This window comes from Plantactinospora sp. B24E8 (assembly GCF_039871735.1).
Taxonomy (GTDB): Bacteria; Actinomycetota; Actinomycetes; order Mycobacteriales; family Micromonosporaceae; genus Plantactinospora.
The window spans coordinates 1-24,004 of sequence record NZ_JBDPMH010000042.1; the positions used below are offsets into that span (position 1 = coordinate 1).

A 24,004-nucleotide genomic window follows, 5' to 3' on the forward strand; every position below is an offset into this window, starting at 1 on the left:
GCGCGTGCACAACGACGACCCGAAGCCGTTCGTGTGGACCGCCACCGCCGAATCGATCCTGGCCAAGGTCCGACGTGGACGAGTAGCCCTCCAACAAGCGACTACTCAAAACTGAGACAGAACACTACCGTCACCTCCCGGGGTCAGACTGTCACTGGTTGGCCGTCGAGCGGGGGCCACAATGGAACGTGCGCGTGATTCGTACTGTCGTGCGCGACGAGCTGTCGCGTCCATTCAGGTCGACGATGATCGGAAATTCGACTGCCTGGTCGACGACGATTAACGGTCGTTTTGGTGCCGGCTCGGTGAGCGTCTCCACCGGTGGTCCGCGGTGGTGTGGGACGGGGCCGCCCGAGGTCCGGTTTCCGGCGTCGTCGCCGACCGCCGATTTTTCTGCACCCAGGTCGGGTTACCCACCGTGACCAGCGGTGCAAGTGCGCGGTGCAAGTGGCCCGGCGGGGCCGGAACGGGGTGCCGCATCCGCCGCCGCGCATCGTGCGGTGGCACCCGGACAACGGCATGTGCCAATGCCTTGACTACCGTCGCCGGTGGGCGCATCGTGGGAATCCCAGATGTCCCGGGGATCCGGAGGTCGACACATTCCCGACGGTGAAACCGATACCGACGGAGGGCGTGTCGCCGCGCCACCGCGTGGGCCAGGAGGCGGCCATGGAACTTCGCCCGTTCGCTGGTACGTATCTCACCGATCCGGGCGCCGTCTGGCGCGACCTGCTGCACCGTGACCAGGGTGTGCACTACGCCGACGACCTCGGGATGTGGCTGATCAGCCGGCACGAGCAGGTACGGCACGCGTTCGGGGATCCGGAGAGCTTCGGCAACGCGTTGACCCTGGCGCCGGTGTACGAGATGTGCCCGGAGGCGTTGGCGGTGGTGATGCGGCTGGACGTGCCGCCGACCACGGCCGCCGCCGACTCGCCGGTGCACACCCGGACCCGGGCCGCGCTGCGGGCCACCTTCGCCAACACGGCCGGCCGGGTCTCCGTCCAGTTCGGACCGATCGTGCGCCGTCGGGTCGACGAGCTGGTCGACGGGATCGCCCGGCGACGGGGCGAGGTGGTGGACCTCGTGCCCGAGTTCACCGCCCTGCTGCCGCTGCTGGTGGTGGTGGACATCCTCGGCGTACCGGACCGGGACGTGCCCCGCATCCGTGGCTGGGCGGACGGTCAGATCGCGTTGATCTGGGGCCGGCCCGAGCCGGCCGAGCAGGTCCGGCTGGCCCAGGGGTTGCTGGACTTCTGGCACTACTGCCAGGAGTTGGTGGCCCGGCGGATCGACGAGGGCGCCACCGGTGACGACTTCGTCAGCCGGGTGCTGCGCCACCGCGACGGTGACGACGAGGTGCTCACCGAGCCCGAGGTGGCGAGCATGGCGTTCAACCTGCTCGTCGCAGGGCACGAGACCACCGCCGGCCTGCTCGCCCACGCCCTGGAGCAGGCGCTGACCACGCCGGACCGGTGGCGACGGCTGGCCGAGGAGCCGGCAAGTGTACCGGGGTTCCTCGAGGAGACGTTGCGGTTCGGGCCGGCCATCGACGGCTGGCTGCGGGTGACCCGGCGACCGGTGACGATCGGCGGGGTGACCATTCCGGCCGGCGCCCGGTGCCTCCTGTTGATCGGCGCGGCGAACCGTGATCCGGCGGTCTTCGCCGACCCGCAACGATTCGATCCGGATCGGGTTACGGCCCGCGATCATCTTTCCTTCGGCTACGGTCCACATTTCTGCATCGGCGCGGCGCTGGCCCGGCTGGAGGCACGGATCGCGCTCGGCCGACTCGCCGAGGCAATTCCGGCGCTACGGCTGGCCACCGGGTACGTGACCGCCTACAAACCGAATGTCGCGTTCCGGGCACACCAGATCCTGCCGGCGGTTGTCGATGCCGGTACGCTGCCGTCGGACCGGCCGGGCGACCCGTCCGGCACGTCGGCCCGGGCGGCCTGACCCGGCTCGGCCGGTGTCGGCCGCCTCGGGCTTTGTCGCCACGGGGCGGGGCCGGCCGCCGCGGCGGGCACGTCAGAGATCAATTCAATTCGTCAAGTAGCTTCGCGTACTAGGTTTTTCACTTACCGTCAACGACGGGTGGCCTACGCATCTTCACAGGCCGCCGCCGGAGGGCGAGAATTGGCCCCGGCAATTGCTGGATCATGATCTTCGGCGTGCCTGGCTCATGGTTCCGTCGACTGATCACATCACTGCCGTGATCAAATCGCCGACGCGCGAAGGTGAGTAAATGGATGCTGCGCCCGCCAGAGAGATCGCCGAATTGACGGCCGCTCGACAGTTTCAACGGGAGCTGCGCCGCTGGCGTACCCGCAAGGGGCTCACCCAGCGCGCGCTCGCCGACCGGGTCCGGTTCAGCCGGGAGACCGTCGCGGCGGTGGAGGCGGGGCGCCGGTTCGGTAGCCAGGAGTTGGCGATCCGCTGCGACCAGGTGCTCGGCACCGGTGGTCGGCTCGCCGAGCTGTGGCCGCGGGTGGCGGAGGAGCAGGCCGCCGCGGACGGTCGGCGCGGTCCCCGGGTCGCCGGGTCCGAACGGGCAGAGCCGGCCGGTGTTGATCCGCTCCCGGAGGACCGGGACCGGCGGGCGGTGGTGGAGGCGATCGACGAGCTGCGCGGGCTGATCGACCAGATGCTCCGGGTCCACCTGCCCTCCGACGTGGAACGGTCGTCGGTGGAGCTGGCCCTGGCCCGGGCGGGCCTGGCGACGCCCGGGGCGGCGACGCCCGGGGTTCGGGCGGAGTTGCGGGACCCGGGTGTGGACCGGGCCGACCGGTCGGGGGAGCCGGCTGCCGAGCCGGCCGTCGACCGGCGGAGGCTGACCGGGGAGGGGCGTGGGCGGGCGTCCGAGCCCCGCCGGGGTCGGGCCGGCGCCGCCCGGTGGCGCGGCTGACCGGTGATGCCGTCCGCCAGCACCGTGACAGTGACTGTCGGTCCGCTGTTGGGTACAAGTAGTGGTACGAGCTGTTTGTACCACCGAGAACCCTGGTCATCCGTCCCCGCCGTCCGGCGGAATGGGACTTGCTAATTGCAAGGTGCAGATCTCCTCGATGACGAGCCGTGGGAGTCAGTCTTGGCCACGACCACCGGATCCCACGCGGCCCGGCCCCAGCCCGTACGTCGACGCGGTTGGAAGATCGCCTCACGGATGCGCATCATCGTGGCCGCGCCGTTGGTGGCGGTCGTCGGCTTCGCCGGCCTGGCCCTCGCCGACAGCGTCCGGCAGGCGGAGCGCGCCAGTGACCTCGGCCGGCTCGCCGAACTCGGCGCGGAGGCCGGCCGGCTGGCCTACCAGTTGCAGCGGGAACGCGCCGCCGCGGCCGATCTGTTGACCTCGGCCGGCGCCCGCCAACAGGACACCTACGCGCGGCAGGCCGCCGAGACCGACGACATCGTCGCCCGCTACCACCGACAACGTGCCCGGATCCCGGCGGTGACCGCCGGCCCGGAGGCGGTTCTGCTCCGGGTCGACAAGGCGTTGGCCGCCCTCCCGCCGTTGCGGGCCCAGGTGCGGACCGCCGCACACGCGGCGGTCTCCGCCACCACGTTCAGCTACCGGATCATCGTCGCCGACCTGCTCGCCTACCGGGAGGCGATCGCCCAGGGAGTCGCCTCGGCCGAGGTGGCGGACGGCATCCGGGCCGCCGCCGCGCTGTCGAAGACCGCGGAGTCGCTCGGCCAGCAGCAGGTCGCGGTGCTGCGGGCGATCGCGGCCGGACAGCTCACCCCGGCGATGCAGCAGGACATCACGGCCGCCCGGACCGGATTCACCGAGGCCAGTCTCTCCTTCCTCGGCCTGGCCCGCAGCGAGTGGGACGTCTGGTGGGAGCAGGCCGGCAGCGGCAAGGAGGCGCTGACGTTGCAGCGTCTCCAGGACGAGGTCTCCCGCGCCGAGATCGGTGCTCCGCTCGACGTCGACATCAACGCCTGGATCGGCGCCACCCAGGGCTGGGCCGCCCGGCTCTTCGACGTACAGCAGCGGGTCGACGCGGCGGTGCTGGACGACGTCGACGCCGCCCGGGTCGAACAGCGGTGGCGGGCGATCGCCGAGGCGGCCGCGACGGCCGTCGCCCTGCTGCTCACCGTGCTGGTCACCTGGGCGGTGGCCCGGCAGATCACCCGCCGGCTGCGGCGGCTGCGCGACGCGGCCCACTCCGTCGCCTTCACCGAACTCCCCGCGATGGTCGCCGAACTGCGCCACATCGACAGCGCCGGCATCCACCCCGAGACGTTGGCCCGGCAGTCGACGTCCCACCTGGAGGCGTACAGCGGAGACGAGATCGGCGAGGTCGGCCAGGCGTTCACCGCAGTGCACCAGGCGGCCGTCCGCACCGCCGCCGAGCAGGCCGTCATGCGGGCCAACACCGCGGACATCTTCGTCCACCTCAGCCGGCGTGAGCAGCGACTGGTCGACGCCGTACTGGCCCAGGTGGACCGGGTCGAACGGGACGAGACCGACCCGGAACGGCTGCAGCAGCTCTACAAACTCGACAGCCTGGCCACCCGGATGGGCCGGATCAACGCCAGCCTCCTGGTGCTCGGGGGCGTCGGCGTCGGCCGGGTACGCCACGAGGACGTACCGATGCAGAAGGTCGTCCAGGCGGCACTGTCCCAGATCGAGCACTACACCCGGGTACGGATCGGCGTGGTCGACCCGGACGTGGCGGTCGTCGCCGACAAGGTCGACGAGGTCGTGCACCTGCTCGCCGAGCTGATGGACAACGCCACGTCGTACTCGCCGCCGGAGACCGAGGCGTGGGTGACCGCACGCAGTCTCGGCGACCGGGTCATCCTGCAGGTCAGCGATGAGGGCGTGGGGCTCTCCCCGCAGCGGTTGGGGCAGCTCAACGACCTGCTGGCCCGACCACCGGCGACCGACGTCGCGGCGGTCCGGGCGATGGGTCTGGTGGTGGTCGGGCAGCTCGCCAACCGGCTCGGCGTCACGGTCGAGCTGCGGCCCGGCCCCAAGCTGGGCACCATCGCCGAGATCTCCCTGCCGGCCGCGTTGATCCGACCCGTGCCGCCGGAGAGCCAACTGCTCGCCCCCGGACGGCTCGCGTCCATTCCGGAGTCCCGGGCCCGTGGCCCGGTCACCACCGGGCAGCCGTATCCCGGGCCGCCGGACGGCCGGAGTCCGAACCGGCAACCGCCGGCCGAACGGGCGCTGCCGGCCGGTTCGGTCTTCCAACCGGCTCCCCGGCGCGGCGACCGCAGCGACGACCAGACCCAGGAGCTGGTCATCTTCCAGCAGGTCAACCACTGGTTCCGAACCGACCGTGGAACGTCCCCGGCGGTGCCCGTGGAGCCGCCGCCGAGCTGGCCCGCGCCGGCACCGGCCACGGCGAACGGCACGGTCAGTCAACCGGTGTCGGACTGGCAGACCCGGGCCGACGAGGGATGGCGGGCCGCCACCAGCGTGGTCAACCCCGACATCGTCGCCACCACCCAGTCCGGGCTGCCGAAACGACAGCCGCAGCGGCACCTCGTACCCGGCGGCGTCACGCCGGTTCCACGTCAGCAGGGCGCGGAGCACCGGGACCCGGCCGAGGTGGCCAACGCGATGTCCGCCTACGCCCGCGGTGTGGCCGCCCGCCGTCCCAAGCTGGTCAACGCCTCGGCGACAAGCGACGCGACAGGGAGTACGACGTGAACCAACGAGACCTCGGCTGGATGCTGGACAGTTTTGTCGAACGGGCCCCGGAGGTCAGCCACGCCATCGCGATTTCCGCCGACGGCCTGATGGTGGCCTCCACCCGGAATCTGCCGCCTGACCGGGCCGACCAGTTGGCGGCGACCGGTAGCGGCCTGGTCAGCCTGCTCCGGGGGGCCGCAGGCTTCTTCGAGGCCGGCGCGGTGATCTCGAACGTCACCCAGCTCGAGGGCGGCTTCATGTTCTCGATGGCGTTCAACGACGGCGCCTCGCTGCTGGTCCTCGCCGCACCCCACTGCGACGTCGGCAAGGTCTCCTACGAGATGACCGAGTTGGCGAACCGGATCGGCGACGTGCTGACCCCGACCGCCCGGGCCGCGCTGACCCAGGGGCGGTGACCGAGGCGGTCGCGACAAGCACCGGACGGCTCGGCTCCCGGCTCCCCGGGACATCCCCACCATCCTCTTCCACCCCCTCCTGGAGAAGACCCATGCCATTTCCCACCGGTACCAGCCGGCGTCGTGCCCTGGCCGGGGCGCTGCTCGCCCTCGGGCTGACCGTCGCCGCCAGCGGCTGCAACAGCGGCGCCAACGGCGGCGGCGCACCGGACACGATCAAGATCGGTCTGCTCGCCTCGCTCTCCGGCACGTACGAGGCGGTCGGCACCGAGATCCGCGACGGTTTTGAGCTCTACCTGAAGATGCACGACAACAAGCTCGGCGGGCACAAGGTCGAGTTGGTGGTGGCGGACGAGGGCAACGGCGCGCCGACCGCCGTACCGGCCGCGACAAAACTGATCAAACAGGATCGGGTGCACGTGCTCACCGGCATCGTCGGCGGCGGTTCGGTGGCCGCCGTCTACCCGCTGCTCACCGAGGCGAAGATCCCGTTCGTCGGCTCGAACGGCCGGCCCGAACTCAAGGACGTCGCCCGGATCTGGACCACCTCCTACCTCTCCGACGAGCCGGGTGAGGCCATCGCCGAGTACGTCCGGGACAACGTCAAGGGCGAGGTCTTCGCGATCGGCCCCGACTACCAGGGTGGCTGGGACGAGTTGCGCGGCTTCACCGACACCTTCGCCAAGATCGGTGGCAGGCTGGCCAATCCGGACGGCAAGACACTGTGGACCCCGTTCCCGGCGACCACCAACTTCACCCCGTACTTCGCCCAGATCAAGGCGTCGGGTGCCGAGGCCGTCTACACGTTCTACGCCGGCGGTGCCGCGGTCGACTTCGTCAAGCAGTACGCCCAGTCGGAGATCAGCCACCTGCCGCTCTACGCGGCCGGCTTCCTCACCGAGGGCGGCGTGCTGAACGCCCAGGGCGAGGCGGCGAAGAACATCTACTCGGTACTGAACTACTCGCCCGACCTGGACAACGCGGAGAACCGGTCCTTCGTCGCGGCCTGGAAGGAGGACCACGACGGCTCGCCGACCACGTACGCGATGGCCTCGTACGACGCGGCGGCGGTCCTGGACAAGGCGATCGGCGCGGCGGGGACGAACCCCACCCCGGAGGAGATAAACAACGCGATCGCCGGACTCGGCCAGATCGACAGCCCCCGGGGGACCTGGCAGTTCTCTCCGACGACCCACTCCCCGGTGCAGAAGTGGTATCTGCGGCAGGTTCGCCAGGACGGTCGGGCACTCTCCAACACGGTCGTCGGGGACCTGGCGACCGTGGGCGGATGACCGGGTACGCGGCGCGGGTGACCGACGCGATCGACCCGTACCTGATTCCCGCCCTGGACGGGGTCGCCTACGGGTTGCTGCTCTTCGTCGCGGCGTCCGGACTGGTGCTCTGCTTCGGGGTGGCGAACATCCTCAATCTGGCGCACGGCACCCTGTACGCGGTCGGCGCGTACACCGTGGCGGCGCTGGCCGACGGCGGCTGGGCCAGCCTCCTGCTGGCCCTGGCCGTCGGGGTGGTTGCCGGGGCCGGTGCGGGCGGCCTGCTCGCCGGGCTGCTCGCACCGGTCGCCCGGCGCGACCATCTCACCCAGGCGCTGCTGACCTTCGGGGTCGCCCTGGCCGGCGGCGCGCTGCTGGTCGCCGCCTTCGGGCCGGACAGTCTGCCGGTGCGGATCCCAGCCGCGCTGGAGGGCACCGTGGAGGTGGCCGGCCACCGGTACGCCGCGTACCGGCTGGGGTTCATCGGCGTGGCGATGGTGATCGCGGTGCTGCTCGCGCTGGCGGTGACCCGGACCCGGGCCGGGATGCTGGTCCGGGCTGCGGTCGACGACCCGGAGATGGTCGCCTCCCTCGGGGTGAACCCGGCGCGGATCCGGATCGGTGTGCTCTGCACCGCCGGTGCGCTGGCCGGGGCCGCGGGGGTGCTCGGCGCGCCGATCATCGGCCCGGCCCCGACCACCGCCGACACCGTGCTGCTGCTCTCGCTCGTGGTCGTGGTGCTCGGCGGACTCGGCTCGGTCCGGGGCACTCTGCTGGCCGCGCTCGCGGTCGGGGAGATCCAGACCCTCGGCGTGGCGCTGGCCCCGACCGTGGCCCCGTTCCTGCTCTTCGCGGCGATGGCGGCGGTGCTCGCGGTCCGGGCCCGGGGGTTGCCCGGTCGGGGACTCCGACTCCGCTGGGGAGGTACGACGTGACCGGGACCCTCCGTCGCCGGCTGATCCAGGTCATCGTGGTCGGCGTACTCGCCGTCGCGGTGGCGGTGCCCTGGCTGACCGACCCGTACACCACGTCGCTGCTGGCCCGGACCCTGGTGCTCGGTCTGGTCGGGGTGAGCGTCGCGCTGCTGACCGGGGTGGCCGGGCTGCCGACGCTCGGCCAGACCGGGCCGTACGCCGCCGGCGCCTACGCCGGTGCCCTGGTCGGGTTGCACGTCTCGTCGGTCGGGGTGGTGCAGGTGCTGACCGGCGCGGCCGCGGGTGCGCTGTTCGCGGCGCTGACCGTGCCGTTGGTGGTCTACGCCCGGGGCGTGGTGGTTCTCATGATCACCTTGGCCATCGGTGAACTGACGGTGACCGCCGCCAGTCGGTGGCGTTCGGTGACCGGAGGGACGGACGGCCTCGCCGGGATGCCGGCGATCCGGCCCGTCTGGGGCATGGGCGTGCTGGACAGCGACCAGGCACGCTATCTCTACACCCTCGTTGTGGTCTCGGTGGTGGTGGCGATCGTGCTGATGGTGCTGCGGAGCCCGGCCGGCCTGCTGCTGCGGGCCAGCCGGGACGACGAGGCCCGGATGCGGGCCAGTGGGCATCCGGTCACCGGTTACCTGGCGGCCGCGTTCGTGGCCGGCGGGGCGGTGGCCGGGGTCGCCGGTTCGCTGTTGGTCACCGCGCAGCAGTACCTGTCGCCGGCCGACTTCGGCTTCGACATCTCCGCGCTGCTGCTGCTCGGGGTGGTGATCGGCGGGGCGACGTCGATCGGTGGCGCGATCGCCGGCACCGCCCTGGTGATCGCGGTCCGGGACTGGGTCTCCGGGCAGCTGCCCGGGCACGCGCCGCTGGTGCTCGGCGGTCTGTTCGTGCTGACCGCGTACCTCTTCCCGCGGGGCGTGGCCGGTTCCGCCGCCGACGTGGCCGCCCTGTTCCGGTCCCGCGCCCGGACCCGTTCCCGGCCCGGTGATCCGGGGCCCGACCGGCCGTCGGGGAGCGGGCCGGCCCGCACCGACCCGGCGCGGACCCGCTCGGAGGTGCCCGGATGAGCATCCTGTTGGCCGCCGAGGCGGTGACCCGGCGGTACGGCTCGCTGACCGCCGTGGACCGGGTGACCCTGCGGATCACCGAGGGGGAGCGGCACGCCCTGATCGGTCCGAACGGCGCCGGCAAGACCACCCTGCTGGACCTGATCGGCGGCGCGACCCGGGCCGACGCCGGCCGGATCGGTTTCGCCGGCCGGGACGTGACCCGACTCGGGCCGGCCCGACGGGCCCGGATCGGCATCGGTCGCATCCACCAGCGTCCGGCCGTCTGGCCGTCGCTGACCGCGCGGGAGAACGTCGAGGTGGCCGCCTGGCGGCGGGCCGGCGGGCTGCGTGGCGTCGTCACGCCGGGACGGTTCCGTAGCCGGCTGCGGGAACCCGCGCTCGCACTGCTCGACCGGGTCGGCCTGACCGACGTGGCGACCAGCATCGCTGCCCATCTCTCGCACGGTCAGCGGCGCCAGTTGGAGATCGCCATGGCGCTCGCCGGCCAGCCCCGGCTGCTGCTTCTCGACGAGCCCGCCGCCGGGCTCTCCAGCGTCGAGGTGCAGCGGCTGGTCACCCTGCTGTCGGAGCTGTCCCGGGAGGTGTCGGTGCTGCTGGTCGAACACCGGCTCGACCTGGTGTACGCGTTGGCCGACACGGTCACCGTGCTGCACGACGGACAGCACGTGGCGACCGGCGGGCCGGCCGAGATCCGCGACTCGTCGGCGGTCCGGCGGGCCTACGCCGAGGCGGTGCGCTGATGCTGCGGGTGAGCGGACTCCACGTCGGGTACGACGGCGGCACCGTCCTGCACGACGTGGGGGTGGAGGTGGCGGCCGGTGCCGTGCAGGCGGTGGTCGGCCGCAACGGCGCGGGCAAGAGCACCCTGGTGCACACCGTCGCCGGTCTGCTCCGGCCGTACCGTGGCGAGGTCCGGGTCGACGGGGTCGACCTGGCCGGCCGGCCCGCGCACCGGGTGGCCCGGGCCGGCGTCGGCCTGGTGCCGCAGGGGCGCCGGGTGTTTCCCCGGCTGACCGTGGCCGAGCACCTGACCCTCGCCGCCGGGGTTCGGCGTCGGGGCGTACCGCCGTCCGGTCCGCAGTGGACGGTTCCGGGGGTGCTGGAACTGCTGCCCCGGCTCGCCGAGCGGCTGCGGCACCGGGGAGACCAGCTCTCCGGCGGCGAGCAGCAGATGCTGGCGATCGCCCGGGCGCTGCTCACCCAGCCCCGGGTGCTGCTCCTCGACGAACCGGGCGAAGGGCTCGCCCCGGAGTTGGCGGCCCGGGTCCGGGAACTCATCGGCCGGCTGGCGGCGGCCGGGCTGAGCATTCTGGTGATCGAACAACAGCTGCCGCACGCGATCGAGGTCGCCGACCGGATCGCCGTGCTCGACTACGGCCGGGTGGTCTTCACCGACACGTCGGCCGCGGTACGCGCCGATCCCGCGCCGGTCGAGGCGTTGCTGAGCGTGGCCGGCGCGGCCACCGTGGACGGGAGCGTACCGGTTCCGTCCGACCCGGGGACGGCCCGCAACGGGTCCGACCCCGCCCGTCCCGGTCCCGTCGGCGGCCCGGGCGGGCCTGCTCTGCCATCCGAATCCCCGACCGCACCATCCTCCCCTTCGACAGTCACTCCCTCGTCCTCGTCCGCACCCTGACGTACGCCGTACCACGTCCTCGCGTTCCGCACCCCGGAATCCCCTCCGGTGCCGACGCGCGATGAAGCATGGGCGGGCCGTCGTCACAGATCATCAACAAGGAGGTACCGATCGTGACAACCACCCCTGTTCGCACCGGTTACGCCTTCGACAACCGTTCGCCGGAAGCCGAGGCGCAGATGCGGGCCCTGGAGACGTTCCTCGATCCGATAACGGCGGACCGGTTGGCCCCGGTGCTCGGCCCCGGTGCACGGTGCTGGGAGGTGGGCGCCGGGGGCGGCTCGATCGCCCGGCTGATGGCCCGGGCCGTCGGCCCCACCGGACTGGTCGTCGCCACCGACATCGAACCCTCGCACCTGGTCTCCGAGGGCAATCTCGTGGTACGGCAGCACGACGTACGGACCGGGGCGCCGGAGGGCGGGCCGTTCGACGTGATCCACGCCCGCCTGGTGCTGCTGCACCTGCCCGAGCGGCGCCGGGTGCTGGCCGAACTGATCAACGCGTTGGCGCCCGGCGGCTGGCTGGTCGTCGAGGAGTTCGACTGCACGGCAGGGCTGCGGGTGCTGGCCGCGCCGACCGACGACGCGGCGAAGCTCTTCCAGGAGGTGATGGAGGCGACGTTGGGCATCCTGCAGGACCGGGGTGCGGATCTGGCCTGGGCACAGGACGTGCACACCGAGATGGTGCTGGCCGGTCTCGGGGAGGTGGACACCATCACCCACTCGCAGAGCTGGCCCGGCGGCTCCACCGGCGCGTCCCTGCACGAGACGAACTCCCGTCAGCTCGAACCGCGGCTGCTCGCCACCGGTCTGTCGGCGGACCAGTTGCACGTTTTCCGGGAACTGGCCCGGGACCCCGCGTTCGCCTCGCTGTCGTACCAGTTCGTCTCCACCCGGGGGCGGCGGGCGGCCCGACCACTGTCCTGACCCGGTGGATGCTGGTGGCGGGTCCGGACCCGCCACCAGCACCGGGCCGACCGGGGCCCGCCCGACGCCCCGGGTCCCACCGAGTCCGTCACAGTTGACGGGCGTAGCAGACCGACAGCGGTTCGTCGCGGTAGGGGCCGAAGTTGTCGATGCGCCGGTAGCCCTCGCGCTCGTAGAAGCGCATCGCGTCCGGCTGGGCGGTGCCGGTCTCCAGGAGCAGCGACTCCACCCCGCGCCGGCGGGCCCGCTCCTCAAGCGCCCGGAGGATGGCCACCGCGATTCCGGTGCCACGGGCGGTCGGTACGACGTACATCCGCTTGATCTCGGCCGAGTTGTGGTCGAGGAAGCGTAGTCCGCCACAGCCGAGCGGTGTGCCGTCCGGGGCGCGGGCGATGACGAACACCGCGACGCTGCCGGCCGACGGGGGCTCGCCCGGTTCGTGGTCGCTGTTGCCGTACCGCGCGTCCAGTTCCGCCCGCTGTGCCGCGCGCAGCCGGGCGCCGTCCGGGGAGTCCCAGTCGGCGAGCTCGACCAGCACCGTCCCGGCCATCCGCCGCTCCTCTCGTTGGTAACGGACGTTACCGTAACATGCGTTACGGTAACGGATTCGGTGGAAGGGGTGCGGTGAGCAGACAACGTGACCTGCCGGAGCAGCAGGCCCGGCTCTCCGCGGCGACCTGGGCGGTCCTGGCCGAGCAGGGCCTGTCGGGGCTCACCCTGCGGGCGGTCGCCGAGCGGGCCGGGTGCACGACCGGTCTGGTGCTGCACACCTTCCCGGACAAGCGGGCACTCCTCGTCCACGCCCGTGAGCTGCTGCACCAGCGCACCGCCGAACGGGCGGACGCGGCCGAGGCGGCCGGTGGACCACCGTCGGAGGTGCTGCGCGCGGTCCTCCTCCAAGCCGCCTGCCTGACTCCGGAAAAGCGGGAGGAGGCCCGGGTCTGGCTGGGTTTCCTGGCCGCCGCGTTGGCCGATCCCCGGCTCGCGGAGCTGCACGCCGCCAACAACCGGTCCTTCTGTCGCCGGATCGCCCGGCTGGTCGCCGCCAGCCATCCGGACTGGCCGCTGGACCACCGGGACCGGGTGGCGAAACACCTGGTCGCGCTCGTCGAAGGGCTCAACACCCTGGCGGCGGTCGACCCGGAGACCTATCCGGCACAGCTGCAGCAGGCGGCCGTCGACGCCGCGGTCGGATCGCTGTCGCGGCTGTAGGACGATGGCCACGGCGACTCCGTCGTCGTCGCGAGGAAACGATGGCACGGGAACCGTACGGTGCGGTGATCCGTCAGACCGGTCATGAACAACTGGCGGACTCTCCCGGCGATCGCGGCCGGTTCCCTGCTCCTACTGGTCACGGCCTGCGCCCAGGGCGCCGACGGAACCGGTGCCGGTGCCCCCGGCCTGCCCGTGGCCGACGCTGCCGACCCGTCCGGGGTCGTGTTGCGGGTGGAGCACACCGGCGGCTACGTCACCCCGGCCATCCTGCTCGGCCGGCTGCCGATGGTGACGGTGTACGCCGACGGACGGGTGATCACCGAAGGGCCCCAGACCCTCGCCTTTCCCGGCCCGGCGCTGCCGAACGTCCAGGTCCAGCGGATCGCCGGGGAGGACGTCGACCGGTTGATCGAGCGGGCCCGGGCCGCCGGTGTCGAGGCCGGGACCGACCTTGGCCGGCCCTCCATCACGGACGTCCCCTCGACCCGCTTCACCGTCAGGTTCGCCACCGGTACCGAGGTCCTGGAGGTGTACGCCCTGGACACGGGCTTCCAGCAGCCGGACGGGTCGGCCGAGGGCGGGGCGCCTTCGGACGGGCTGACCGAAGCTCAGCGGGCCGGTCGGGCGAAACTGCGGGAACTGGTGGCGGCACTCACCGATCTCGCCGGCACCCTGGGCGCCGACCGGGTCGGCCCGGCCGAGCCGTACCAGCCCAGCGCGGTGGCGGCACTGGCCACCGCCTGGCCCGGGGACCCGGAGGGCCTCCCGGCGCAGCCCGCGCTGGCCTGGCCCGGCCCGGCGTTGCCGGGCCCGTCGCTGGGGCCCGGCCCGGATCCGGGCTGCGTCGAACTGCGCGGTGCCGCCCTGTCCGAACTGTTGACCATGGCCACCAAGGCGAACGCCCAGACCCCGTGGACGTCCGGCGACGACCGTTGGACGGTCGCGCTGCGTCCGCTGCTACCTGACGAGACGGAGTGTGCCGACCTTGCAACCGATTAGCTCCCCGGTGTTCCAGCCGATCAGCCTGCCCGGTTTCCAGCCGATCAGTTCGCCGGACGGCTCCGCTGAACCGACCCGTGCCCGGACCCAACGGCGCAGAATGGGAGGCGCGGCGGCCTCGACGCGGACCGGCCCGTCCCCGATCCGGTACGACGACGGTGGACGGGCCGGGAACGGCCCGGCGTCACCCTCGGGTGCGGCCGGCCGCCTCCCACCCACCCGGTAGGGCCCGGGCGGCGCCCGCGGCCGGCCGGTCGAGAAAGGTGAGTCGATGGAGCAGCAGAGGCGCTTCGCGGTGGATCCACCACAGACGAGTGCGAGTGCGACGCCCGGCCCGCAGCTGCTCGGCTGGCGCTACCAGCCGGACGCGCGGGACTGGGACATCCCCCGACTGCTGGAGATCGCCGAGCCGCCGGAGTCGATCCGGCAGATGACCGTCGAGCAGATCCTCACCGACACGCCGTACTTCTCGGACTGGCGGGCGTACCTGGTCTTCTGGCGCTGGCTGCGGACCCAGCGGGAGCCGGTCGCGAAACGGGACGCCGCCCCGGCCTGGGAGTTGACCGTCCAGCTGGACCAGGGCCAGACCGGGCACTGCGTGGGATTCGGCTGGGCCGGCTGGGTGGACGCGATGCCGGTCGCCGGCACCTACCAGAACGCCGACGGCCACGCCCTCTACTACGAGTGCAAGGTGATCGACGGGGAGCCGGGCAAGGAGAACGGTTCGACCGTACGGTCCGGGGCGCTGGCGGTCCGGGAGCGGGGACGGCTGGCCGCCTTCGCCTTCGCGCGTACCACCGCGGAGATCGACGAGTGGATCGACAGCCAGGGGTCGATCGTGGTGGGTACCGCCTGGACGAGTGACATGTTCAACCCGGACGCGGACGGGTTCGTCAAGCCGACCGGGGCGGCCAGCGGTGGCCACTGCTATCTGATGCTCGACCGGATCGAGGACGAGGACGCCTACCTGTTCCAGAACTCCTGGGGCGCGGACTGGGGGCAGGGCGGCCGGTTCAAGATGAGGCGCGGCGACTTCGACGGTCTGCTCCAGGATCGCGGGGAGGCGTGCTGCGCGGTGGAGCTGCCACACTGAACCGGGACGTGGTCCGACCCCGGGCCGCGGATCGGAGGTTCGCCGGTGGCCCGCCATGAGCTGACCGAGCGCGACGCGGGGCGGTCGTACGCGGCCGTCCCCGGTGACCTGGTTGTCGTCGAACTCGGTGAGACGCCGAGTTCCGGCTACCGGTGGCACCTCGAGGCGTTCGACGACCGGGTGGTCGCCCCCGCCGGGGACGTCTTCCGGCCCGGGTCGGGCGGATTGGGCGCCGGGGGGAGCCGGCAGCTCCGGTTCAGCGTGGTCGGCGAGGGCCGGACGACGCTGCGGCTGGCGCTGCGGCGCGGCTGGGAGCCGGCCGGGCCGGTGGCTCGACGGTTCGAGGTGAGCATCGCCGTGCGGTGACGCCGGTCAATCCGCCAGCGGCGGTCGACGCGGTGGGGTGACGATGGGTATGGCGGCGTCATGCATGCGGAGCAGCAACTATTGACAGTCTTCGATGCATTTGGTTACCGTGACTTCGCCGTGGGACCCGACCGTTACTTCCTGTCAGCCGCAAGGAGTGTCCCATGACCAACGTCCGCGTCAGCGAGACCGTCACCACCCTGTTCCGGGTCGTGCTCGGCCTGATGTTCGCCCTGCACGGCGCCGCGTCCCTGTTCGGGGTCTTCGGCGGCAACCGGGGCAGCGGCGAGGCCATCCCGCTCGGCACCTGGCCCGGGTGGTACGCCGCGCTGATCCAGCTCGTCGGCGGCGTACTCGTGCTGGTCGGCCTCAGCACCCGCGTCGCGGCCGTCATCTGCTCCGGCTCGATGGCGTACGCGTACTTCGTGGTGCACCAGCCCGAAGCCCTGCTGCCGCTGAACAACGGCGGTGAACTCGCCGCGATGTTCTGCTGGTCCTTCCTGCTGGTCGCCGCGCTCGGCGGCGGGCGGTGGTCACTGGACGCCGCGCTCGCCCGACGCCGCACCCGGAGCGTGGTGGAGAGCCCCGAGCCGGTGGCCGCGCCCGCCCGCTGACCGAGCGGCCGTCAGCCACCCGTCGCGCCCGTTCTCCGTACCCCGGCCCCGGCCGGACGCGGGAACGGGCGCGACGCCGTGTTCCACCGATGTTGGTCAACTGCCGTCGCGCAGGTCCGCGAGCCGGCCCACCGCGAAGCCGAGCCGGTCGAACTCCACCGTGCAGCCGGACCCCGTCGGGGACTGCGCCTCCAGGCCCACCCGCAGCGGCTCGTCCGGTGCCTCCAGCCGGAAGTAGCGGACGAAGTGCCACCAGGACCCGTCGGTGCTGGCGTGGAAGGCCCAGGCCGCCCCCACCCGGCTCACCCGTAACCAGAGGGGCGCACCGTCCGGTACCACAAAGCCGTTGGCGTCGTCCGACACGTCGCGCGTGATCACCGAGACCGCCATGGCGGTGTTCTGCGGCGACCGCTCGTAGGCGAGTTTCGCCCAGTTCCGTGGCCCGCCGTAGAGCAGCAGGCAGCCCGCGTCGTAGGTGGCGGCGAAGTCGACCCGGACCCGGGCCGAGAGCCGGAAGTCGCCGGAGGGGGCCGGGCCGAGCAGCCGGGGCGCGCTGAGTACCGGCTCACCGCCCGCGGGATCCACGAACATGTCCGTTCCGGCCGGTGCGGTCACGGTGAGCCCCGTCTCGCGATTGTGGTGCCACTCGGCGGGTTCGACCTCCCAGGCCAATGGTGTCGGGATTGGAGCGAGGCTGATTCCCATCCGGGCAGGATGCCAGAAGGGACCCGGCCGCGGGGACCCGGTCGAGACGGGCCGAAGCTTCGCCGGCGCCGCGGGTTTACCGCCCGGATGAGCGGCGATTCGGGGGTTACCGGCGGTCCACACCTGAACGCGCCGCGTGGGTCGCCGACGGACGCGCCGGAATGCGATCTGGAGAGCAGGAGGGAAATGGGGTGGGTGGAGCATGATGTTGAGGCGTCGAGGTGTGTTGTTGCTGATGATGCTGTTGACCGCCGTGCCGTTGGTGCTGGCCGGCTGCACCGGTGGGCCCATCAGACGGGCGTCCCGGCCGGCGCCGGCACCACCCACGCTGGCGATCACCCCGGCGCCGGAGAGTCGAAATCTGCCGACCAGTGCGGAGATCGGTACCACGGTGGGCAACGGAAAGATCTCCGAGGTCGTGGTGACTGATGACAAGGGCGTACGGGTCGACGGGGCGATGCGTGCCGACGGCTCGGGGTGGATGCCGAGCCGGGCGCTGGGCCACAAACGGACATACACCGCCCAGGTGACGGCGAAGAACGACGCCGGTAAGACGGTCACCCAGCAGACCACCTTCACCACGATGGACAAGCCGGCCAGACGTACCGTCACCAACCTGAACGTGCAGGACAAGCAGACGTACGGCGTGGCGATGCCGGTGACGGTCTCGTTCGACTCGGAGATCCCGAAGGACAAGCGTGCGGGCATCCAACGACGCCTGCTGGTCAGCAGCGATCCGCCGCAGCCGGGCGTCTGGGCCTGGGAGGCGAACGGACGGCAGGTCTCCTACCGGCCGCCGGACTTCTGGCAGCCGGGCACCCGGCTGAGTGTCCGGGCGGCACTCGACGGGGTGCCGATGGGCGGCGGCAGCTACGGCGACACCGACCGGACCGGGAAGGCCCGGATCGGCGACCACCGACTGTTCCTGGAGATCGACAACGCCACCAAGCAGATGTCGGTGTTCAAGGACGACCGGCTGATCCGCAAGATCCCGGTGAGCCTCGGCAAGAGCAGCACGCCGACGTCCAGCGGCAAGATGGTGATCATGGAGAAGCACGAGTCGACCATCTTCGACACCACGGGCTCCCCTGACCCGTACGTGGTCCAGGTCGAGGACGCCCAGCGGTTGACCTGGGGCGGCGAGTTCATCCACGCGGCGCCGTGGTCCGTCGGTGAGCAGGGGAGCCGCAACGTGTCACACGGCTGCACCAACGTCTCGAACGCCAACGCGGACTGGCTGATGGAGACCACCCGGATCGGTGACCTGGTCACGATCAAGGGCACCGAGGTCAAGCTGGACCAGGGCAACGGGTGGACGGCCTGGAACGTGAGCTGGGACGAGTTCGTCAAGGGAAGTGCGCTGCCGGTGCCGGCCGACCTCAAGCCGGCTCCTCCGGCGCCGGCCGGCCCGGGGAACGGTGGCCCGCCCGCCGCCGACAAGGCGCCGACACCGACACCTTCCAGCGGTGGGCGGTAGTGGTTGGGTAGCTCGGTCGGAACGTACGCGTACCGGTGCCACCGACGGAAGTCGTCGGTGGCACCCCGCGGTCCGGGACGGCGCGGTGCCGACGGCTGGGTCGGATCCCGCCACCCGGTCCCGGTCGCGACGGGAAGCCGGCGGCAGGGCGCCCGTACGGGCCGGTCACGCCCTTACCGCTGGCTGTTGAACGCCTGCACCACCGACGACGGAATGCGTCCACGCTCGGAAACGTCGTAGCCGTTCTGAACCGCCCATTCGCGGATCGCTCGGTTCAGTTCCCGGTCGCTCCGAGTCGGGCTCGTCGAACCGCCACGCCGGCCGGTGCGACGGGTTTCCACCGGACCCCGCCCCACCCGGTTGCCCGCGTGGATGTAGACATCCAGCGCCTTCCGGAGCTTGCCGGCGTTCTTATCCGACAGGTCAATCGTGTAGTTGACGCCATCGATACCGAACTCGACGGTGCGGTCCGCCTCGCCGCCGTCGAGGTCGTCGGTCAGCAGTGTGATTACCTGCTTCGCCATGGTCGATTACTCCTCGTGAACAAATCTATTTCCAGGGGTTGAGTTTGACTGATCGGCGGGCAATTCTGCAAGACATCGGGCAATTCTCGTTCCACTCCGCCCACCACCCCCACCTTTCCGCCCGCCCCGGGCGACCCGGTATGCGCCGGCCGGAACTGTTCCGGCCCGGGCCGGTGGCGTCGGTGTGCCACTTTCCGTGGCGGTCTGGATCATTGCATGGTGGTCCGGATCGGAGCGCGACCCCGGCCCGGAAGCGGCCGGCGCGCCCCGGCGTTCGGCTCAACCGCTCTGGCCGCCGGGCCGACGGGCTGGCATGCTCGCGGATAGGTCGGCCCCGGTCCCGGTGCCGACGCCGGATCCGCGACCGTTGGTGGTGCCCGTTGAGCCGAGCAGATCGTTCATCCGGCGAGTCGTCCGGCCCGCCGACACCCGGTCCGGCCGGGTCGGTGGAGTCGGTACCGGTGGAATTGGCGCCGCCGACGACCGACGAGTGCCAGGTGTGGCGACTGCCGATCGGCGTGGAGTACTGGCGCGACTTCGACGTACTCGACGAGGGGGAGCGGATTCGGCACGCGCGCTTCCGGCAGGCCGCCGACCGGGACCGCTACCAGGCAGCACATGTCGGCGTACGGCTGCTGCTCGGTCACTATCTCCGAGTTCCCCCGGCGGAACTGCGTTTCTCCCGGCATTGTCGGCACTGCGGAGCCGGACACGGAAAACCGGTGGTGGCGTATCCGGCGACGAAGCTGGAGTTCTCGGTCACCCATTCCGGGGGCTGGGTCGCGGTCGCGGTGGCGTCGGTGCCGGTCGGTCTCGACGTGCAGGAGACGACGGACGGGACGGACGTGGCCGCACTGAGCGCGGCGGTACTCTCGCCAGCGGAACTGCGGTGGTGGCGCGACCTGTCGACGCCCGACGCCCGACGGGCGTTCTTCGGATACTGGGCCCGCAAGGAGGCGTTGCTGAAGGCGACCGGGCACGGTCTCGCCGTACCGATGAACACGGTCACCGTGAGCCCGCCCGAGGAACCGGCCCGGCTGGTCGACTGGGCCGCCGAGCGGCCGTTGGACGCGCCGGCGCAGCTGCACGACCTCGACGCGGGACCGGGTTACACCGCCGCCGTCGCGCTCCTCACCCCGCTGCCGGTACGGATCACCCAGGCCACGCTGCCGCTCGGGGCCGTCGCCACGGCGTACCGTCCCGCCGGATAATCTTCCCCGTCGTGGTGGAGGTACGTCCCGCGGTCGTCGCCGACACGCCCGAACTGGTCCGACTGCGCGCGGTGATGCTGGCCGGCATGCGCGGCGTCGTCCCGGAGCCCGGTCCCTGGCAGCAGCTCGCGGCGCGGACCCTCCGGCGGCGACTCGGCGACGGTTCGCTGGCCGCGTTCGTGGTGGACCGGCCGGATCCCGCCGCGGGCCCGGTGCCGGGGCGACTCGTGGCGTGTGCGGTCGGTGTTGTCGAGTCCAGGCTGGGTGACCCGGAAAACCCGACCGGGGAGTCGGGGTACGTGTTCAACGTCGCCACCGAGCCCGGCTACCGCAGGCGGGGATATGCCCGGGCCTGCGTGCAACGGTTGCTGGAGTGGTACCGGGAACGCGGGATCGCGGTCGTCGACCTGCGGCCCAGCCCGGAGGGGGAGGCGCTCTACCGGTCGCTCGGCTTCGCGCCGTCGTCCACCCCGGTGCTGCGGCTCGACAACCGGAACCACTGAGCGGCGAGCACCGGGGTCAGAGACCGAAGACGCTCTCCTCGGCGCCGTCCCGGGCGCCGTCGACAAAGCCCCGGAACGCCGGATCGTCCCGGTCGGCGGTCACACTGGTCACCTGTTCCCCGGTGGCCTCGGCCACCGCGTCCACCAGCGGCGCGTACGTCAGGTCCACCTCGCCGAGTTCGTCCTCGTCGAGCTCGGCGAGGTTCAGCACGTCCTGCAACTCGTCGGCCGGGGTGTCCGGATCGGCGGCCCAGGACTCGCCCAGGTCGTAGCACTCGTCGTAGAGGGCCCGCTGGTCCTCGGTCCAGTCGTCGTCGTAGTCCTTCACGCCGTACCCCCTTCACCAGCCGCCGCCTACCCCTCTGAGCATGCCCCGAGCCGGCCCGAACTGCTCGGGGTCGCGGAAACGTGTTCGGGTGGCGTCCGGCACCCGGCGGGGCGGGCGGCGTCCGGGTGGCTCAGAGTCCGGTCCAGACCGCCTTCGCGCCGGAGTCACCGGTGCGCATCACGTAGTAGAGGCTGGCCCCGGCCGCGAGCAGCGTCAACACCGCCAGCACCTGGGGCAGGACCCGACGGGCCCGGGTGGTGCCGGCGGGATCCGTCCCGGGCTGCGGGGCCACCAGGTAGACCAGCGCCAGGGTCAGCAGACCGAGCAGCACCGCCGCGGTGAGCGTCAGGTTGCCCAGCTGCTGGTGGGACTCCAGCTTCGGGTAGAACTCCGGACTGATCCGGTCGCCGGACTCGAGCCGGGCGAAGAAGGCGTCCCCGGAGAGCTTCGCCAGCAGCGCGGCGACCGGCGTCGCGACCGCCAGCAGGCCCAGCACCCAGCGCAGATGCGGCCGGACGAGCGGCACGAAGGCGTACGCGACCGCCGAGACGGCGAGCAGCGGCACGAACACCACCGCGGCGTGGACCAGGAGGGGATGGGTGGGCACCCCCATGAACTCCTCGAGCACCGATGTCTCCTCGGGGCGGACTGGTCAGTGGCGGCCGTGCCGCTCGACCGGGTACCGGAGTCGTACCGGCTCCCAGCGACGACTGTGCATGGCCCAGGCAAGCGTACGGATCCGGCACGCCGAAGCACAGAGGCGTCAGCCCGCCGGTGTGCCGACAGGGTCATCCGTCCACCTCGTACCTCGGCGTGTCGTCGGCCGATCCGCCTCACCGTCCCGGGGCGCCGTCGGGGAACCAGACCCGGGCGGCCACCGGCAGGTGGTCACTTCCGGTCGCCGGCAGCGCCCAGAGGTCGGCGATCGTCGCACCACGGGCCAGCACGTGGTCGATCCGGGCCACCGGCAGCGCCACCGGCCAACTGAACGGGAAGCGTGGCCCGGTCGAGGTCATCCGCGATGTCACCGGCGCCAGCCCCCGGTCGTCGACGGTGCCGTTGAGGTCACCGAGCAGCAGTACCCGGTCCACCGGTTCGGTGGCGACCGCGTCGCCGAGCAGGGTGACGCTCTCGTCGCGCGAGCCGGACCGGAAGCCGTGCCGGAGGCCGAGCCGCAGCGAGGGCAGGTGGGCCACGTGGACGGCGACGTCACCGCGGGGCGTCCGGGCGGTGGCCCGCAGACCCCGGTTCCAGTCCGGGCCGAACCCGGCCGGCCGGATGTCCAGGGGGCGCACGTCGGTCAACGGGAACCTCGACCAGAGGCCGACGGTGCCGTGCACCGCCCGATGGGGAAGCTCGGCGGCCATCGTCGTCCCGTACGCCGGCAGCGCGGCCGGGGTCAGTTCCTGCACCGCGACGAGGTCGGGCCGGATGTCGAGCAGCGTCCGCGCGGTGCCCGCCGGATCCGGGTTCTCGTCGCTGACGTTGTGCTGCACGACGGTGAGGTCGTACCGCGCGGCGTCGACCGGGAACAGGTCGGCACCGAAGAGACCGAGCCATGCCGTACCCGGCAGCAGGAGTACGAGCAGCGCGACGACCGGGCGGCGCAGCAGCGCGACCCCCACCAGGACCGGCACACCCAGACCGAGCCAGGGCAGGAACGTCTCCAGCAGGCTGCCCAGCCGGCCGGGGGTGTTCGGCAGGTGACCGTGGCCGAGCAGGAGGGCGGCGAGCAGGACGGCCAGCGCCGCCGGCAGGCGCCCGCGTCGTGACGCGGGGCCCCGCCCGGGGCACGCGCCGGCACCGGTACGCCGTCCGACCGTCAGGTCCCCGCGCCAGGGCAGCCGGCGGAGCAGCGCGTTCCGGGCCCCGCCGGCGCGGCCAGGTCGGGGTTCCCCGGATGTCATCGTCGGTGCTCCGTCCGAAGGGTGACCCGCCGCCGGTTCCGTCGCCGAGAGGCGGGGTGTGCCATGCCATGATGACGGTCGACATGATCTCTCGCGACCACCCTTCCTCCCGGGACCACCGTCCTCATCACGACCTCTGTCGGGACAGCCTCGACGGCCTCTCTGTCGGCGACGCGCTCGGTGCCCAGTTCTTCGTACCCGGCACGTCGGTCGCGGACCTGCGGAGCGGACGGTTGCCCGAACCGGTCTGGCCGTGGACCGACGACACCGAGATGGCCTGCGTGCTCGTCGCCGAACTCGACCCCGGCGGGCGGGTCGACCAGGACCGGCTCGCCGCCGCCTTCGCCGCCCGCTTCGACCCCTACCGGGGCTACGGCGGTGGCGCCGTGGTCATCCTGCGGCAGATCAGCGACGGTGGCGACTGGCGGGACGTTTCCCGGGCGGCCTTCGACGGACAGGGCTCGATGGGCAACGGTGCGGCGATGCGGGTCGCCCCGCTCGGCGCCTGGCATGCCGGGGACTCCCGCTCGGCGGCGCTGGAGGCGATGCGGTCGGCGGAGGTGACGCACGCCCACCCGGAGGGCATCCTCGGCGCGGTGGCCGTGGCGGTCGCCGCCGCCGAGGCCGGCTGGGCCCGGCGGGTCCGGGACCGTCCGGAGCCCGGCGAGTTGCTCGACGTGGTGCTCGGCCACCTCGTCGACAGCCAGGTACGCGCCGGCGTCGAACGGGCCCGCCGGCTGCTCGGCGCGGGCGTCCCGGAGGCCGCCTACGAGCTCGGTAACGGGTCGCGGGTGCTGGCGCAGGACACGGTGCCGTTCGCGCTCTGGGCGGCGGCGACCCACCTGGACGACTATCCGTCGGCGGTCCTCGCCTGTGTCGAGGCGGGCGGGGACGTCGACACCACGGCCGCGATCGTCGGCGGCATCGTCGCGACGTACACCGGTCGGGGACCGAACGGGATACCGGCGACCTGGCTGGCGCGTCGCGAACCGCTGCCGGAGCTGCCGACCGCGCCCGGTCCGCCCCGGCCCGGCACCGGCGACCCGGCCGGACCGGTCAACGGTCGCCGTCCCGGATGACCGGGCGCGCGACCCGCTCCGCGCTTTCCGCCGGCGCCGTCCACCCTGGCCGGTCCAGGTCAGCCGGGGGCCGCCACCCCGCCCCCCA

At 72.3% G+C, this 24,004-nt stretch carries 26 protein-coding genes and 1 pseudogene; 20 read left to right on the forward strand and 7 right to left on the reverse strand.

Annotated elements, in window-relative coordinates:
• Positions 1-115, forward strand: a pseudogene (locus ABGB21_RS33095) (IS630 family transposase); the annotation flags it as partial.
• Positions 116-151: 36 nt separating this feature from the next.
• Here the strand turns inward: ABGB21_RS33095 and ABGB21_RS33100 are convergent.
• Entirely contained in the window at positions 152-319 is a 168-nt protein-coding gene (locus ABGB21_RS33100) for a hypothetical protein (RefSeq protein WP_347681168.1), read from the reverse strand.
• Between the two features lie 350 nt (positions 320-669).
• Between ABGB21_RS33100 and ABGB21_RS33105 the strand changes: the two genes are divergently transcribed.
• The 10 genes from ABGB21_RS33105 to ABGB21_RS33150 all read left to right on the forward strand — a co-directional run bounded on the left by ABGB21_RS33105 (position 670) and on the right by ABGB21_RS33150 (position 11,895).
• A complete protein-coding gene (locus ABGB21_RS33105; RefSeq protein ID WP_347681170.1) occupies positions 670-1,959 on the forward strand; it encodes a cytochrome P450 in 1,290 nt (429 codons plus the stop codon).
• Between the two features lie 289 nt (positions 1,960-2,248).
• The gene (locus ABGB21_RS33110; RefSeq protein ID WP_347654960.1) at positions 2,249-2,908 is read left to right on the forward strand and encodes a helix-turn-helix transcriptional regulator; all 660 of its coding nucleotides are present in this window, start codon (positions 2,249-2,251) and stop codon (positions 2,906-2,908) included.
• Between the two features lie 255 nt (positions 2,909-3,163).
• A complete protein-coding gene (locus ABGB21_RS33115) occupies positions 3,164-5,665 on the forward strand; it encodes a nitrate- and nitrite sensing domain-containing protein (RefSeq protein WP_347654959.1) in 2,502 nt (833 codons plus the stop codon).
• 20 nt (positions 5,666-5,685) lie between these two features.
• Positions 5,686-6,063, forward strand: coding sequence for a roadblock/LC7 domain-containing protein (locus ABGB21_RS33120; protein ID WP_347655028.1), 378 nt, complete (start codon positions 5,686-5,688; stop codon positions 6,061-6,063).
• Positions 6,064-6,155: 92 nt separating this feature from the next.
• Positions 6,156-7,355 (forward strand): ABC transporter substrate-binding protein, encoded by a 1,200-nt coding sequence (locus ABGB21_RS33125; RefSeq protein ID WP_347654958.1) that lies wholly within the window; start codon positions 6,156-6,158, stop codon positions 7,353-7,355.
• Positions 7,352-8,269 carry a branched-chain amino acid ABC transporter permease gene (locus ABGB21_RS33130; RefSeq protein WP_347654957.1) on the forward strand — a complete coding sequence of 306 codons (918 nt, stop codon included), beginning with the start codon at positions 7,352-7,354 and terminating at the stop codon, positions 8,267-8,269. Before ABGB21_RS33125 ends, ABGB21_RS33130 begins: the two co-directional genes overlap by 4 nt.
• Positions 8,266-9,330, forward strand: a complete 1,065-nt coding sequence (locus ABGB21_RS33135; protein WP_347654956.1) for a branched-chain amino acid ABC transporter permease — start codon at positions 8,266-8,268, stop codon at positions 9,328-9,330. The genes ABGB21_RS33130 and ABGB21_RS33135 overlap by 4 nt, the downstream gene beginning before the upstream one ends.
• Complete coding sequence (locus ABGB21_RS33140; protein ID WP_347654955.1) at positions 9,327-10,073, forward strand: ABC transporter ATP-binding protein; 747 nt, start codon at positions 9,327-9,329, stop codon at positions 10,071-10,073. The genes ABGB21_RS33135 and ABGB21_RS33140 overlap by 4 nt, the downstream gene beginning before the upstream one ends.
• A complete protein-coding gene (locus tag ABGB21_RS33145) occupies positions 10,073-10,969 on the forward strand; it encodes an ABC transporter ATP-binding protein (RefSeq protein WP_347654954.1) in 897 nt (298 codons plus the stop codon). The genes ABGB21_RS33140 and ABGB21_RS33145 overlap by 1 nt, the downstream gene beginning before the upstream one ends.
• Positions 10,970-11,082: 113 nt before the next feature.
• A complete protein-coding gene (locus ABGB21_RS33150; protein ID WP_347654953.1) occupies positions 11,083-11,895 on the forward strand; it encodes a class I SAM-dependent methyltransferase in 813 nt (270 codons plus the stop codon).
• Between the two features lie 88 nt (positions 11,896-11,983).
• Here ABGB21_RS33150 and ABGB21_RS33155 read toward each other — a convergent pair whose 3' ends face one another.
• Entirely contained in the window at positions 11,984-12,445 is a 462-nt protein-coding gene (locus ABGB21_RS33155; protein WP_347654952.1) for a GNAT family N-acetyltransferase, read from the reverse strand.
• Between the two features lie 74 nt (positions 12,446-12,519).
• Here ABGB21_RS33155 and ABGB21_RS33160 point away from each other — a divergent pair, with 74 nt between their 5' ends.
• The 5 genes from ABGB21_RS33160 (at position 12,520) to ABGB21_RS33180 (ending at position 16,182) form a co-directional block, all read left to right on the forward strand.
• A complete protein-coding gene (locus ABGB21_RS33160; protein WP_347654951.1) occupies positions 12,520-13,107 on the forward strand; it encodes a TetR/AcrR family transcriptional regulator in 588 nt (195 codons plus the stop codon).
• A gap of 84 nt (positions 13,108-13,191) precedes the next feature.
• Positions 13,192-14,109, forward strand: coding sequence for a hypothetical protein (locus tag ABGB21_RS33165; RefSeq protein ID WP_347654950.1), 918 nt, complete (start codon positions 13,192-13,194; stop codon positions 14,107-14,109).
• Between the two features lie 271 nt (positions 14,110-14,380).
• Positions 14,381-15,202 (forward strand): C1 family peptidase, encoded by an 822-nt coding sequence (locus ABGB21_RS33170; RefSeq protein WP_347654949.1) that lies wholly within the window; start codon positions 14,381-14,383, stop codon positions 15,200-15,202.
• Positions 15,203-15,247: 45 nt separating this feature from the next.
• Positions 15,248-15,568, forward strand: coding sequence for a protease inhibitor I42 family protein (locus ABGB21_RS33175; protein WP_347654948.1), 321 nt, complete (start codon positions 15,248-15,250; stop codon positions 15,566-15,568).
• Between the two features lie 164 nt (positions 15,569-15,732).
• The gene (locus ABGB21_RS33180; protein ID WP_347654947.1) at positions 15,733-16,182 is read left to right on the forward strand and encodes a DoxX family protein; all 450 of its coding nucleotides are present in this window, start codon (positions 15,733-15,735) and stop codon (positions 16,180-16,182) included.
• A gap of 96 nt (positions 16,183-16,278) precedes the next feature.
• Here the strand turns inward: ABGB21_RS33180 and ABGB21_RS33185 are convergent, their stop codons facing one another.
• Positions 16,279-16,887 (reverse strand): DUF1349 domain-containing protein, encoded by a 609-nt coding sequence (locus tag ABGB21_RS33185; RefSeq protein ID WP_347654946.1) that lies wholly within the window; start codon positions 16,885-16,887, stop codon positions 16,279-16,281.
• Between the two features lie 205 nt (positions 16,888-17,092).
• On the opposite strand from ABGB21_RS33185, the gene ABGB21_RS33190 reads away from it, so the two are divergent.
• Positions 17,093-18,364, forward strand: coding sequence for an Ig-like domain-containing protein (locus tag ABGB21_RS33190; RefSeq protein WP_347655026.1), 1,272 nt, complete (start codon positions 17,093-17,095; stop codon positions 18,362-18,364).
• Between the two features lie 173 nt (positions 18,365-18,537).
• Here the strand turns inward: ABGB21_RS33190 and ABGB21_RS33195 are convergent, their stop codons facing one another.
• Entirely contained in the window at positions 18,538-18,888 is a 351-nt protein-coding gene (locus ABGB21_RS33195) for an Lsr2 family protein (protein WP_347654945.1), read from the reverse strand.
• 461 nt (positions 18,889-19,349) lie between these two features.
• Here ABGB21_RS33195 and ABGB21_RS33200 point away from each other — a divergent pair, with 461 nt between their 5' ends.
• Together ABGB21_RS33200 and ABGB21_RS33205 are read left to right on the forward strand one after the other, a co-directional pair.
• Positions 19,350-20,099 (forward strand): 4'-phosphopantetheinyl transferase superfamily protein, encoded by a 750-nt coding sequence (locus ABGB21_RS33200; protein WP_347681173.1) that lies wholly within the window; start codon positions 19,350-19,352, stop codon positions 20,097-20,099.
• Between the two features lie 11 nt (positions 20,100-20,110).
• Positions 20,111-20,602 carry an N-acetyltransferase gene (locus ABGB21_RS33205; protein ID WP_347654943.1) on the forward strand — a complete coding sequence of 164 codons (492 nt, stop codon included), beginning with the start codon at positions 20,111-20,113 and terminating at the stop codon, positions 20,600-20,602.
• A 16-nt stretch (positions 20,603-20,618) separates the two neighbouring features.
• On the opposite strand, the gene ABGB21_RS33210 is transcribed toward ABGB21_RS33205, so the two are convergent.
• From ABGB21_RS33210 to ABGB21_RS33220, 3 genes are all read right to left on the reverse strand, one after another.
• Positions 20,619-20,930, reverse strand: a complete 312-nt coding sequence (locus ABGB21_RS33210) for a hypothetical protein (protein WP_347654942.1) — start codon at positions 20,928-20,930, stop codon at positions 20,619-20,621.
• Positions 20,931-21,060: 130 nt separating this feature from the next.
• Complete coding sequence (locus ABGB21_RS33215; RefSeq protein ID WP_347654941.1) at positions 21,061-21,558, reverse strand: DUF2231 domain-containing protein; 498 nt, start codon at positions 21,556-21,558, stop codon at positions 21,061-21,063.
• A 205-nt stretch (positions 21,559-21,763) separates the two neighbouring features.
• Positions 21,764-22,837, reverse strand: coding sequence for an endonuclease/exonuclease/phosphatase family protein (locus ABGB21_RS33220; RefSeq protein ID WP_347654940.1), 1,074 nt, complete (start codon positions 22,835-22,837; stop codon positions 21,764-21,766).
• An 83-nt stretch (positions 22,838-22,920) separates the two neighbouring features.
• Between ABGB21_RS33220 and ABGB21_RS33225 the strand changes: the two genes are divergently transcribed.
• The gene (locus ABGB21_RS33225) at positions 22,921-23,916 is read left to right on the forward strand and encodes an ADP-ribosylglycohydrolase family protein (RefSeq protein ID WP_347654939.1); all 996 of its coding nucleotides are present in this window, start codon (positions 22,921-22,923) and stop codon (positions 23,914-23,916) included.
• Positions 23,917-24,004: the final 88 nt, after the last annotated feature.